Annotated in this window: 14 protein-coding genes; 5 read left to right on the forward strand and 9 right to left on the reverse strand. The window is 51.4% G+C overall.

Going from position 1 to position 13,191, the window contains the following annotated elements:
* The first annotated feature begins 42 nt into the window (after positions 1-42).
* The 5 genes from BGX16_RS02640 to BGX16_RS02660 are packed head-to-tail and all read left to right on the forward strand — an operon-like array spanning position 43 to position 5,985.
* Positions 43-930, forward strand: coding sequence for a polyprenyl synthetase family protein (locus tag BGX16_RS02640; protein ID WP_100424666.1), 888 nt, complete (start codon positions 43-45; stop codon positions 928-930).
* The gene (dxs, locus tag BGX16_RS02645; RefSeq protein ID WP_100424667.1) at positions 930-2,798 is read left to right on the forward strand and encodes a 1-deoxy-D-xylulose-5-phosphate synthase; all 1,869 of its coding nucleotides are present in this window, start codon (positions 930-932) and stop codon (positions 2,796-2,798) included. The genes BGX16_RS02640 and dxs overlap by 1 nt, the downstream gene beginning before the upstream one ends.
* A complete protein-coding gene (locus BGX16_RS02650; protein WP_100424668.1) occupies positions 2,795-4,258 on the forward strand; it encodes a TrmH family RNA methyltransferase in 1,464 nt (487 codons plus the stop codon). Before dxs ends, BGX16_RS02650 begins: the two co-directional genes overlap by 4 nt.
* Positions 4,258-5,130: an orotidine-5'-phosphate decarboxylase gene (pyrF, locus tag BGX16_RS02655; protein ID WP_100424669.1), complete on the forward strand. Its 873-nt coding sequence runs from the start codon at positions 4,258-4,260 to the stop codon at positions 5,128-5,130. Before BGX16_RS02650 ends, pyrF begins: the two co-directional genes overlap by 1 nt.
* Positions 5,131-5,157: 27 nt before the next feature.
* The gene (locus tag BGX16_RS02660; RefSeq protein ID WP_100424670.1) at positions 5,158-5,985 is read left to right on the forward strand and encodes a hypothetical protein; all 828 of its coding nucleotides are present in this window, start codon (positions 5,158-5,160) and stop codon (positions 5,983-5,985) included.
* 23 nt (positions 5,986-6,008) lie between these two features.
* On the opposite strand, the gene BGX16_RS02665 is transcribed toward BGX16_RS02660, so the two are convergent.
* The 9 genes from BGX16_RS02665 to hisE form a co-directional block, all read right to left on the reverse strand.
* Entirely contained in the window at positions 6,009-6,791 is a 783-nt protein-coding gene (locus BGX16_RS02665) for a hypothetical protein (protein ID WP_100424671.1), read from the reverse strand.
* On the reverse strand, positions 6,785-7,720 hold the full coding sequence (locus BGX16_RS02670) for an MlaD family protein (protein WP_100424672.1): 936 nt from the start codon (positions 7,718-7,720) through the stop codon (positions 6,785-6,787). Before BGX16_RS02670 ends, BGX16_RS02665 begins: the two co-directional genes overlap by 7 nt.
* Positions 7,721-7,810: 90 nt before the next feature.
* Entirely contained in the window at positions 7,811-8,590 is a 780-nt protein-coding gene (locus tag BGX16_RS02675; RefSeq protein ID WP_100424673.1) for an ABC transporter ATP-binding protein, read from the reverse strand.
* Positions 8,590-9,462, reverse strand: a complete 873-nt coding sequence (locus tag BGX16_RS02680) for an MlaE family ABC transporter permease (protein WP_100424674.1) — start codon at positions 9,460-9,462, stop codon at positions 8,590-8,592. Before BGX16_RS02680 ends, BGX16_RS02675 begins: the two co-directional genes overlap by 1 nt.
* Positions 9,462-10,076, reverse strand: coding sequence for a ribosome biogenesis GTP-binding protein YihA/YsxC (gene yihA, locus BGX16_RS02685; protein ID WP_100424675.1), 615 nt, complete (start codon positions 10,074-10,076; stop codon positions 9,462-9,464). The genes BGX16_RS02680 and yihA overlap by 1 nt, the downstream gene beginning before the upstream one ends.
* The gene (gene recR, locus BGX16_RS02690; protein WP_241899413.1) at positions 10,073-10,666 is read right to left on the reverse strand and encodes a recombination mediator RecR; all 594 of its coding nucleotides are present in this window, start codon (positions 10,664-10,666) and stop codon (positions 10,073-10,075) included. The genes yihA and recR overlap by 4 nt, the downstream gene beginning before the upstream one ends.
* Positions 10,659-11,897 (reverse strand): EAL and HDOD domain-containing protein, encoded by a 1,239-nt coding sequence (locus BGX16_RS02695; RefSeq protein ID WP_100424677.1) that lies wholly within the window; start codon positions 11,895-11,897, stop codon positions 10,659-10,661. Before BGX16_RS02695 ends, recR begins: the two co-directional genes overlap by 8 nt.
* Before the next feature lie 11 nt (positions 11,898-11,908).
* A complete protein-coding gene (gene hisG, locus BGX16_RS02700; protein ID WP_100424678.1) occupies positions 11,909-12,748 on the reverse strand; it encodes an ATP phosphoribosyltransferase in 840 nt (279 codons plus the stop codon).
* Positions 12,745-13,005 carry a phosphoribosyl-ATP diphosphatase gene (gene hisE, locus BGX16_RS02705; RefSeq protein WP_100424679.1) on the reverse strand — a complete coding sequence of 87 codons (261 nt, stop codon included), beginning with the start codon at positions 13,003-13,005 and terminating at the stop codon, positions 12,745-12,747. Before hisE ends, hisG begins: the two co-directional genes overlap by 4 nt.
* Between the last annotated feature and the right edge of the window lie 186 nt (positions 13,006-13,191).

The raw sequence follows: 13,191 nt of genomic DNA on the forward strand, positions 1-13,191 counted from the left end.
CACTCCCTTTTCCCGAAGCCAATAATTAATATCTTTGGGAGTATGCAAAATCTTCAAAAAGAAGCGGATCTCGCCCGCGATTATCTCGAGAAAATCGCTACGCTCGCCGAAAAGAAATTCGACGAGCATCTCCCCCCTGAAACCGATATTCCTTGCAACTTGCACAAGGCAATGCGCTATTCCGTATTCGCCGGTGGCAAGCGTCTGCGTCCAGGCCTTGCCTGCGCCGCATTCGAACTTTTCGGCGGCAAGGGAGATAGCATTTGGTATGCAACCAGCGCTCTTGAATTTTTGCACACCTTCTCGCTGATTCACGACGATCTGCCGTGTATCGACAACGACGATTTGCGCCGAGGCAAGCCGACCGCCCACAAGCAGTTCGGTGAAGCGACTGCCGTCATGAGCGGCGATGCCCTTTGCGTCCTCGCCTTTGAACTGATTGCAAAGACCGGCAACCCGCAAGCCATGGAAAGCCTAGCCCACAAGCTCGGCACCTATGGCATGATCGGAGGAGAAATGACGGACATCGACAGCGAAGGAAAAGACGTTTCTCTCGAAGTCGTGGACTACATCCACTATCACAAGACCGCAGCTCTGATTGAAGCGTCCCTTGTGATTGGCGCTCAGCTCGCCGGGGCATCCGAATCCGACATTCAAAAGGTTGAAGCCTATGGCCGTTCAATCGGTCTCGCCTTCCAGATCGTTGACGATATCCTCGACATCGTTTCCACTACGGAAGAACTCGGCAAGGACGCCGGTTCCGACATCGCAAGCGGAAAGGCAACCTATCCGGCTCTTGTGGGCCTCGACAATTCCCGCAAGAAGGCTCAGGAACTTTACGAAGAATCCTTGAAGCAGCTCGAAGGTCTCCATGGAGATACTTCCGTTCTCAAGGCTATTGCCGCATTCATTATCACACGAGTTAAGTAATGCAACTGAAGGACGTTAAATCGCCAAAAGACATCAAAGGCTGCTCGATTACCGAACTGAATGATCTGGCGACGCAAATTCGCGAAAAGATCATCACTCAGGTCGCTACCCACGGTGGACATTTGGCATCGAGTCTCGGTGTCGTCGAATTGACGCTCGCCTTGCACTACGTATTCAACGCCCCAGAAGACATTCTGGTTTGGGATGTCGGCCATCAGGCTTACGTGCACAAGTTGCTCACGGGCCGTTTTGATCGCTTTGAAACTCTCCGTCAGCAGGGCGGACTTTCGGGCTTCCCGAAACGTTCCGAAAGCCCTTATGACGCGTTTGGCGTTGGACACGCATCCACATCGATTTCTGCCGCACTTGGCTTTGCCGTCGCCCGCGATAAACAGCACCAGCATAACAGCGTGGTCGCCGTGATAGGCGATGGCTCCATGACCGGCGGTATGGCTTTCGAAGCCCTGAACAACGCAGGACTTTCCAAGCAGAACATGACAATCATCTTGAACGACAACAAGATGAGTATCGCTCCGAACGTCGGCGGTTTCCCGAAGTACTTGAATCGCATCATTTCCGATCCGATGTACAACAAGGTCCGTTCCGATATCGACCGCGTCATGGCAAAGATTCCGGGCATCATCGGTCGTCACTTCCGCACTCTTATCCAAAGCGTGGAAAAGGCTGTGAAGAATGCGATCCGCCCGGGCCAGTTCTTTGAAGACTTGGGCATTCGCTACTTCGGACCGATTGACGGTCACGATTTGGGCGAACTCATTTCGATTCTCGAACGCGTAAAATCCATTCCGGGTCCATGCCTCATTCAGGTGATGACGGAAAAGGGCCGCGGCATGTCGTTCGCCGAAACGAACCCGAGCCAATGGCACGCTTCCGTTCCGTTTGATCCGAAGAGCGGCAAGCCTCTTTCTCCAAAGAGCCCGACCCCTTCTCTGACAAGCATCTTCGGCAAGACAATTCTTGAACTTGCAAAGAAGAACGAAAAGATCGTGGGTATTACAGGCGCCATGCCGAGTGGCTGCGGTCTCGATATTATGCAAAAGGAACTTCCTGATCGCGTGATCGACGTAGGCATTGCCGAAGAACACGCGGTGACCTTCGCTGCCGGCCTTGCCTGCGGCGGACTCGTCCCGGTTGTCGCCATCTATTCTTCTTTCCTCCAACGCGCCTACGACCAGATCATCCACGACGTCGCTCTGCAGAACTTGCATGTCGTCTTTGTCCTTGACCGCGCTGGCCTCGTCGGTGCCGACGGTCCTACCCACCACGGCTCCCTCGACCTTACCTATTTGCGTTCGATCCCGGGCCTTACCATTATGGCTCCGTCGGACGAAAATGAACTTCGCAATATGGTGACCGCTGCAATCGATATGCAGGGTCCGGTTGCGATCCGCTTCCCCCGCGGTTCGGCGCTTGCGTCTGAACTCAAGGCAGAAGTAGAACCCGTCGAATACGGGAAATTCCAAATCAAGCAACAAGGTAAAGACATTCTGCTTTTGGGCGTTGGCTTTATGCTGCATGAGCTTGAAAAGACGGCGAAGATTCTTGCCGAACACGGTTTCAACCCCACGCTCGTGGACGCAAAATTTGTGAAACCGCTCGACAAGGAAGGCTACCGCAACCTGTTCCAATCGCACCACACAATTGTCACGTTGGAAAACAACTCCATCGTCGGCGGATTCGGTTCTGAAATCGCAGAACTTCTCGCCGATATGGATTTCCACGACAAGAAACTGATTCGCTTCGGTTTACCGGATGCATTTGTGGAACACGGTAAAATTCCGGACTTGTATCGTATGCTTGGCATTGACGGCACGTCCATTGCAAACAAACTACTGAAAGACCTATGACAGAAGAAAACAACAAATTCCCCAAGCGCGTAGTCAAACAGACCTTCGAAGGCAAGTTCGGCATGAGCGATAATCCAGCCGACCACGGTTTTGGCCGCCGTCCGGAAACTCCGGATCCAGATGCACAGGAAACCCGCAGTGAACGCCGCGAATACGGTCGTTTTCAGGATCGCAAATCTTTTGGCGACCGAGAACGCAGACCGTTTAGCGACCGCGGACGTACCCGAAAGCCGTTTAACGGTGAACGCAACGAACGACGCTCTTTCGATGACCGCGACGACCGCAGATCCTTCAGCCGCGACGGCGAACGCCGTTCCTACGGGGATCGTGGCGAACGTCGTTCCTTCGGCGACCGCGACGACCGCAGATCCTTCAGCCGCGACGGCGAACGCCGTTCCTACGGGGATCGTGGTGAACGTCGTTCCTTCGGCGACCGCAACAGCCGCAGATCCTTCAGCCGCGACGGCGAACGCCGTCCGTTCGACGATAAAGCCAACCGTCCAATTTTCCGTCAGAAGCCGGAACGCAAGCTCTATGACGACGATGAAGTCGTCCGCGACGAAGAAGCCGTTCTTTCTTTTGCCGATGCTCCGGACATCACTCCGGAATCCGCAGGCACAAACCCGGCATGGTTCCGCCGCCTTCTCGCCCTCACCACAGAAAAAGGTCGTGAACGCGAAGGAAAGTTCCTCGCTGAAGGTGTCCGCGTCGTGGAAGAAATTCTCACGAACCACATTGACGTCATCATCGGAGTTTATGTCGCCGGCACAAAGAATCTCGACGAAAACGGAGCTCCGGTTTTGAACTCCCTCGGTGAAGAGACCTTCACCCCGCTCGAAAATCTCCAGCCGTCTGTCGACAAGGCTCGCGAACTCAAGGTGGACATTCACGTCATCAGCGAAGATCAGATCAAGCGTCTTTCTTCGACCACGACGACGCAGGGCATTCTCGCCGTTTGCCGTTCCGCAAGTACAAAGCCGAATTATGAAAAGAGCCGCAGCATCGTCACTCTCGTCGATGCCGTGCAGGATCCGGGGAACCTCGGTGCAATTTTCCGCACGAGCCTCGGTTTCAATTCCTCGGGCGTAATCGTCGGTAAGGGTTCCGTGAACCCGTTCAACCCGAAGGTCGTCCGCGGCTCCTCGGGCACGTTCCTCCGCGTTCCATTTGAAAAGGACCGCGACTTGATCGACGCTATCAACGAACTGCACAAGTTCGGCTACACGATCATCGCTACGGATTTACACGGTCGTCAGAGCCTCTCTGAAATCGAACCGCGCAAGCTCCGCAAGGTCGCATTCCTCGTCGGCAACGAAGGCGCAGGTACGGACCAGCATTTGATCGACATTTCCGATGAAACCGTGAAGATCCCGATGTCCAGCGATCTCGAATCCCTGAACGTCTCCGTCGCACACGGCATTCTCTCTTACGAAATGGCAAAGATTCAGAAGGACCTCTAATGAAATTCTCCGATTGTCTTGAAGCTCGAATCCAGGAATGCGGCAACCCGATTTGCCTCGGTATGGATCCTAAGCTTTCCTTGATGCCTGTGGAACGCAAGCATGGTGAAGTCCAGTCCGAAGAAGAAAAAATCAAATTCTTCTACATGGACATTTTGGAAGAATGCTCCAAGCGTAACGTGAAACCGGCCGTGGTAAAGCCGAACAGTGCCTATTACGAACGTATCAGCATTCAGGGCATGCAGATTCTGCACGATCTGATCGCCGCTTACAAGGGCGAAGGCATTCCTGTAGTGCTGGACGCCAAACGCGGCGACATTGGAAAAACCAGTGCCGCTTATGCGGACGCCGCCTTCAACGTTTACGGTGCAGACGCCGTGACTGTTAGCCCTTGGATGGGTAAGGATTCCGTCGGTCCCTTCCTTGAACACCCGGCAAACGGCGGCGTTTACGCCCTTCTCCGCACAAGCAACAAGGGTGCAGCGGACTTTCAGGATCTTCCTGTCGAAGGCAGCACTGCATTCTTCTCGGTGGCAAAAAAGCTGATCGAATGGGACAATGGAAATCTCGGAGCCGTCGTCGGCGCAACGCACCCGGAAGAACTGGAACGCATCACGGCATTCTTTGCCGCTGCAAACCATGAAATTCCGTTCCTTATTCCGGGCGTTTCCATTCCGGGCGTTCCGGGTGGACAGGGCGGCGATGCCAAGACCGTTTTGCAAGCTATCGCAAACGGTGGCGGCAAGCGCAAGTTCCATGTTCTCAACAGTTCGAGCGGCTTGAATTTCGCCTGGCAACGCACAGGCAAAGAAGCCGAATACGCTTCTGCTTGCGTCGATGCTATCGAATCTTTGGCCGAAGCGATCCGTTAACGCTCAGATTAAATACATTATTTGAGTATGCGTCATCTTGTGTGTATTCTTCTTTCTTGTGCAATTGTCGCTCTCGCATTCCATTATGCAGAGCCGTTGCCCAAGCTACCCCAAAAAGAAGAATTCCTGCCCAAGGCGGAATATGCGAAAGCTCTCGCCATGGGTCACAATGTGACCGCATCGGGTCTTTTCTGGATTAGCGGTATCATCGATCTCGGTGAAAGTTACCTGTACGGGACATCCTACGCATGGCTTTCCCATGTGGGCAACCTTTCTACCGAGCTGGATTCGCTTTTCCGCACGCCGTATAATGTCGTCGGCAGTATCACGAACAACGACGAACCGGACACAACCGACTTTATCGTGATGCGCCGAGCCGTGCGCGTGTACCCGGATGACTGGCGTTTGGCGGTTTACTTCGCCCTGCGTCTTGCAAACAGTCCCACGCACAATTATGCGGAAGCGGCAAAAATCATGAAGCACTTCTCGACTTCAAAAGACACGACCATTCCGCCACACATCAAATCGATTTACCGCAACTTCGAGCTGAACACCATGCAGACCGAAATGGCGCTTGAAATGCTCATCAACGACGCACTCAATCCGCAATTCAAAGACTTGATCAAGGGCTTTACCCCAAAGACTTTGCGCGCCCTGCATCGGAAGGGAGAACCGGATACAAACATCGTCAATGAAGTTTCCTTTATCATGAAGAAGCTCAGTGAACATGCGATCGATCCGAATTACGCCTACCAACGTTTGCTCTCCTTCAAAAAGGAAGAACCCGCCGACTCCGCTTCTGCAAAAGAACCTGACACGACCACAGCGAACGACACTGCGACTATCGCAAACTAACTTTCAGAAATTCAGAAAAAGATTTAACGCCCCGCAGCCTGCGAGGCTCTTTCTTTATTGCGGGAAAGTCCCATCAGTTCAAAGGCGTTCGCACTGCGTATAAAGTAATCTTTAGCGACGTCAGAACGTTTTTCATTTAGACCGCGGTAATAAAGGATCGTTGCCGACATAAAGGGGCGACCCGCATTTATCGAACTTTGCAAGGCGACATTGTAAAGCGAATCCGCTTTTGATTCTTGCAACAGGTTTGCCATTCGGGCCGCGGTAAAGGCGAGCTTGCCAGGAGCATCTCCGTCCAAAGCATCATCCGCATCTTCTAAATACTTTTGGGCATTCGCACGGTCACCTTTGCCAGCAAAGGCGATTCCTGCGACACAGAGAATGTTTCCACGAAGTGCGTCCGGAATCTCTTTCAAGAATTCCACGGACATCGAATATTTAAGTTCAATGACCTTGTCGTAATTCTCCTGTTCCAGGAAGATTTCCATCCAGGCGAGATAGTAAGCGGCAAGAGTATTCGTATCCAGTTCCGCCTTGTGAACCTGCAAAAGAAGACCCTGGGCGAACTCCAAGTCCAGGCTCTGCGCCCGCAACGTCGCCATCGAAATCAAGATGCGCCCTTCCGAAGAAATATCCGATTCTTTACGGCTCGAAAGCAAAGCGCGTTCGTACAAACCATAAGCCTTGGCGAACTTCCCCGCTCGCACTGCTTTGTCTGCGCGGAACGAAAGGTCCTTGGATTCTGACGAGGCAAAAGCGCACACGGCAACAAGCAAACTTGACATCAACATACGACGGATTACCATGTATCCTCCGCCACAAACGGAACAGAGTCACGGTTCGGCATCGAACGGCGAATAATCCACATGTTCGAAATGCCTTCCATCAAGTCATCCGCGTTTTGCAAAGTTTCTTCGCCACGGGCGACGATTCCATTCATGCTCCCCACGACCCTGCCGAGGGAATCCATCGTTCCGTTCAAACGGCCAAAGACGCCGTCTAACGAAAGGAATACGTTGTCAAGCTTCTGCGGCGTGTCTTCCATTTCAACACTCATCGCCGAAAGCTTTGTCGTGAGCGAATCCGTGCGGTAAAGGATTCTCGGCAAAGTTCCCGACAAAATATCCAGCAGCTGGATGCCTTCGTAAGAGAAGTAATCCAAGCGGTCCAACTGGCGGTTCAGCTTTTCGTAAATCGTTCTCGATCCGAGAAGGGCTCCGATGGTCGTATTCGTATCCATCGTCAAAGCGACTAGCGTATCGGCCTGATTGATCAGCACGGTCACATGTTCGAGCACCTCATTCAGCGTTTCGATCACCGTTTCAATATCCTGTGATTTGCCTGCGGTAATCGTTTCGCCGTCTTCCAGCATGCGGCCTTCACCTTTGCGAACATCCACGTTCACCACACGTTCCGAAATCACGTTCTGGTCACGAATGGCGAAGATCGTAGCGCGGTCCGTAATCCACGGTTGGAATTCTTTTCGAATCGTAAATTCCATGCGCACCATTCCCGACGTTTCGATTTTCATGTCGGAAACATGTCCAATGCTCACGCCGCTGATTTGCACATCCGTTCCGGGATGCAAACCGTGGGCTTTCTCAAAATTACTGTAGAGCTTGTATTCTTCGATACCGATAACCCCTGCAGTCATCATTCGGGCATACAATACAAACAAGAAGACCATTACGGAGAATGTGATGAAAACGCCGACCAAGAGGCCAGACAAATCCATCCAATTAATTTTCCGAACCGGTTTAAGCAACCAGCAATCTCCTTATCCAAAACGTCCACCTTAGGACTTAAAAAAAATACGCTTTTTTCGCTACGAAAAGGAGGAATCCAACTGAAAATCTCGCAAATTGCGGAACATTTCATGCGCCATCGGCGTATCGGAATCCAGCCATTCTTCAAATTTCATGCGCTTGCTCAAACGTTTATTTTCTAAAAAACAAAGATCTGCGCCAAGCTCTCTCGATATCAAAAGGTCATGTGTCACAAGAATCATCGACGTTTTGAACAACGCCTGCATGTTGTCGATCAACGGCAAAAGCGTATTGCGGTTGTAATTGTCAAGACCTGCGGTCGGTTCATCCATCAGCAGAAGACGCGGGTCCATCGCCCAGGCACGCGCAATCGCAACACGTTTCGCCACGCCAGAACTCAACATGTGCGGATATTTTTCCTGTTCATCACGTACACGCATCAAGTCCAAAGCCATGTTCACACGGCGTTCAATTTCCATTGCAGTACCACGGTGATGGTAATACAGGGGAACAAAAATGTTTTCTCGAACCGTCAAGTTCGAAATCAAAGCGCCATTCTGGAAAATCAACTCCACACCGCGGTGCGCCACTTCCAAAGCCGTATGCTGAGAAATTGGCAAGTGTTCTCCAAAATAATAGAAATCGCCCGAATTCGGTTTATCAAGCCCTGCGATCAAGCGAAGCAACAAGCTTTTTCCCTTTCCCGATGCGCCCGCAATGCAAAGTGTTTCTCCACGGCCAAGCACCAAATCCAAACCGTCCAATGTGTCCGCAGAATCTTCCGAATAACGAAAGTGCAAATTTTCAATGCGGAGAGCTTCCCCTTGCGTCAAATCCATTAGATGATCCTCGACATTTGATTGGTATAGTCAAAGATGTAAAAGAGCGAGAACAGCACATCGATCACAATCACAAACAGAAAGGAATAAATGACCGAACGGGAGGTCGCTTTCGGCACCTGGCGAATGTCACGGCGAATATTCAAACCATGATAGCAAGCATTGATAAAAATGATGATCGCAAAAGCGACCGGCTTTAAAATCGCCATCACAAAGTCGGTCGCCGTCAACGAAAGCAGAATGGACTCCGAAATATAATGCCACGAAAGATTCAGATTCAACGACTCTCGCGAAGCGAGCACGAGTATTTTCGCGACCGCAAAACCACCACAGATACCGCACGCCGAGAACAAGATATTCGCAAGGAGCATCGCAACGATACCGCCAAAAAGCGCAGGCATCACCAGGTAACGCACCGGATTCACCCCGAGAGTTGCCAAGGCGTCCACTTCCGAATTGATCGCCATCGTCCCGATCATCGTCGTGAGAGCGGAACCGCTACGCCCCGAAATGAGGAACGCCGTCAGAATCGGGCCGATTTCACGCACCATCACCACGACCAGCAAACCGCCGAACGCATCCGAAAAGCCCACACGCGGCATGACGGTCATCGCTTCGACTATCGTCACCGTTCCCGTCAAAACGGAAACGATAAACAGAACGGGAAAAACTTCGACCACCGTAAAATAAATTTGGCGAATAATATTTCGCAGGTCACCGCGCAGATTTTGCCCTTCCGCAAAAAAGGAGTACAGGGCGCTGAAAAAAAGAAGAAGCTGTTTTCCAAAAACCGTCGACAGAAAACGACGTCCGATTTTATCGAACACCGATCCGAGCAAAGTCCAGTCGTCTAGTGTACGATGAACTTTCATTACGCCTCGACCGCTACAGTAGAAAGGATTTCCTGCCAGAGTTCGCCTAGGCCGATTTTGCGGAGCGTGCTCAAGCGAAGCGGACGGACCTGATTTTCAAAAAGCTGATTCAAAGCATTACGCGTTTTCGAAAGTTCCGACTGGTTCGCCTTATCGCATTTACTCATCACTGGCAAAACCGGACAACCCAGGGCACGAATGCCTTCGATGGTTTCCACATCAATCGGCTGCGGACCGAGCTTCGAATCGATCAAATAGACGATACCCTTCAGCTCCTTGGAATGTTCCACATAAGCGCGAATGCCATTCTGCATTTCAGAGACTTTGTCGAACTTGACGCCGGCAAAGCCGACGCCCGGAAGGTCCACCAGGTAAAACGCCTGGTTGAATTTGAAAAAATTGATTTCCTTCGTCTTGCCCGGTTTGGAACTGATTTTCACCAGTTTCCTTCGACCGGTCAACGCATTCAACAAGGAAGATTTACCCACATTGGAGCGACCGAGAAAAGCCACCTGCGGAAGTCCATCCGTCGGCAGTTGCGAAACATTCGTCGCAGCGGTGGTAAATTCAGCCTCCATCGTCGGGCGAAATGCGTTCTTTTCGTTCGGTTTCATATTCCAGTCCTTGATTCAAATGCGCGAAGTACGGTAACTTCATCAATATACTCCAATTCGCTGCCCATGGGAATACCCCTGGCGAGGCTAGAGCGCTTTACAGGCACTCCGGCAAGGAGCTTATCGATGAGAAGTATCGTCGAATCCGCTTCCGGGCTCGATCCGAGAGCAAAAATTACCTCTTCGATCTTTTCCGTTTGAATTCTTTGGATCAGTTGCGGAATATGCAACGTTTCGGGGCCTACACCGTCGAGCGGGGAAAGAACTCCCCCGAGTACAAAGTACAGACCGTGATAAATCCCCGCATTTTCAAACGGGAGAATATCTGAAAATTTTTCCACCACGCAGATGGATCTAGAGCCTTCGCGAGCCTTGCAAATCGGGCAAGGGTCTTCTTCTGCAAAAGAATGGCATTGGCTGCAACGCTTGACTTTGTCACAGGCTTCGACAATTGTATTCGAAAGTGCTTCCGCACGTTCCCGCGGACGGGTGAGCACAAAGTAAGCAAGTCTCCGAGCGGTCTTTTTCCCGATTCCCGGAAGCGATGCAAATTCCTGCACCAATTTTTCAAGGCTTGGCGGCTCAACCATGATTCCATCCGTAGGCCGCGTTCAAGCTCGCCGTCAAATCCTTGTTCGAAAGGGAGAGACGCTTCATCAGCGTACCGATACGCTCTTCTCGGTCATTTTCTACCGCTTCCGCAAGCGCAAGGAGCGTTCCGAGCTTTCCCGAGCCGTGCAACAGTGCACTCGTGATTTCCTTATCGACGTCCAAGTCTTCAAGGATCGTCGGCATCGGAGCCTTCACAAGAGCATCCATGCGGCTGACAATGCCCGTGATAAATGCTTGAGCAGGCAGGCATCCGTCCGGATCCAAAACGTCAGCCAAGGCTTCCAAGAAACGGGCTCTTTGCGAAACATTCTGGAAAAGAGGTTTTCCTTGAGTCGAACCGCCCATTTCCGGTTGCGCATAAAGTAAGAGCATCAACCAGTCCTGGATGTGCGGAACGCTGAGCCAAGCGATGGCATCTTGAATCGATTCCACCGGACGGCGACGGAATGTCTTTTGCGAATTCGCATATTGCACCAAGGCTTTCGCCACGGCAGGATGTTCAAGGAAAGTCTTTTCGATATCTGCAAGCGAAGGATCCCCTCGCAAGAACTGCAACAGGCGAAGAATCGTCGCAAGCGAGCCGTCCATTCTTTTACCGCGAACGATTTCCGGCTTCGCAAAGAAAAAGCCTTGAAAAAGATCGTAGCCGTCTTCAAGACGGGCTGTAAAATCTTCTTCCGTTTCCACTTTTTCTGCAAGCAGAACCATGCCGCGTTCCTTGAAGTACGGAACCGCAGCCTTCAAAGCTTCCGCCGAGTTCTCGATCAAGTCGAGCTTCACATACTTGACGTATGGGAAGAACGGTTCGAGACGCTTCAAATTTTCTGCATCAAAAATGACGTCGTCGAGGGCAAATTCATAGCCCCGTTCGTGGTATTTTTTGACGACCGACACAACGGTATCGTCCGCATCCACCGATTCGAGGATTTCCAAAACAAAACGATCGGAATCCAGCGGACTAAAAATATTGTCCAGCAGCATTTCCCGGCTGCAATTGATGAACGCCTTGTGGTTCCCCACGAGGCGCGAAAGTCCGAAGTTATTCAACACGTTTTCCAGAACCTGGGCCGTTTCACGAACTCCATTCCGAATCAACGCCGTTTTATTATCCGGCGAATCTCGGAACAGAAGTTCATAGGCGAAAATGCCCTGATGGGAATCCAGAATCGGTTGACGGGCCAAATACGCAGGAGATTCTACGGGGCTCATCCAATTCCTTATTAAATGCGAGCGGACTTGATGCTAAAGAGGAGAATGCTACGGCAACCGATGTCCCAAAGCTTGTCCATCACTGCATTTGCATCTTCTTCCGGCACCATCGCCTTCACTGCATACCAGTCACGGCCGTGAAGCTTCGAGATAGTCGGAGCATCCAGGCCCGGAGTCATGTCGCAAGCCTTATTGAGAAGTTCCGCCGGACAGTCATACTCGATCATCATGTACGTCTTGGCAACGAGCTTGCCTTCAATACGGCGAATGAGAGTGTGGACTTCTTCAAGGTCCTGCTTTTGCGGATGGCAGAACAGAGCGGCATTGCTGTGGAACAGAGGTTCGCCCACAATGCGGAGACCGGCCTGCTTCAACGTCGTACCGGTTTCCACCACATCGACGATTGCGTCAGACACGCCAAGGCTCACAGAAATTTCAACCGCGCCTTCCAGCACGACGAAATTCATATCCTTCTTGTAATAGTTGCTGACGATATTCGGGAAGCTCGTTGCGATCGTCGCATTCTTCAGATCGTCGAGAGACTGCACCGGGCTTTCATTCGGCACGGCGGCGCACATCTTGCTTGCGCCATACGGCAAATCAAGAACCTTTACCGCCGGACTCTTCGCTTCTGCATTGAAATCGATACCGGTAATACCCGCATCGATAATGCCGCGTCCAACGTACATCGGAATATCGCTCGGACGGAGGAAGAAGAATTCAATTCCATTCTTCGAGTCGAGCTGCGTCAAAGTCTTGTACGGTTTCGAAGCCTTGTAACCGCAATCCTTCAGGAGTTCCTGGGTCGGTTCAAAGAGCATGCCTTTATTGGGAAGAGCAACCTTAATCATAATTTAGCGTACACCTCTTCGAGCTTGATGCCCTTTTCTGCCATCATCACGGCGACATAGTAAAGGACCTGAGAAAGTTCCAAGCACTGAGCGTCATGGGATTCAAAACGGGCAGCCATCCAAGATTCCGCCGCTTCTTCCACAAGCTTCTTGCCAATGCCATGGGGACCCTTCTTAAAAAGTTCAGTGGTTCCCTTGCCTTCCGGCATTTCTTTTTTTCGCTGGCAGGCGAGTGCATAGATTTCTTCAAAAGTCATATAAGCCTCGATTATGGATTTTGCTCAAATTTAACAAATATTATGGAACGCAACAAATGAAAACCTCAAAGCACCCGAAATCCTGCGTAAAAAGCACGTCTAGCCCGAGTTGCCGAACGTCACGAATTTTACTCAATTTTGTTCGCTATTTGCGGATTCTACAGCAAAAGCGTTCTATGACCTAGA

It is taken from the genome of Hallerella succinigenes (genome assembly GCF_002797675.1).
Taxonomy (GTDB): domain Bacteria; phylum Fibrobacterota; class Fibrobacteria; order Fibrobacterales; family Fibrobacteraceae; genus Hallerella; species Hallerella succinigenes.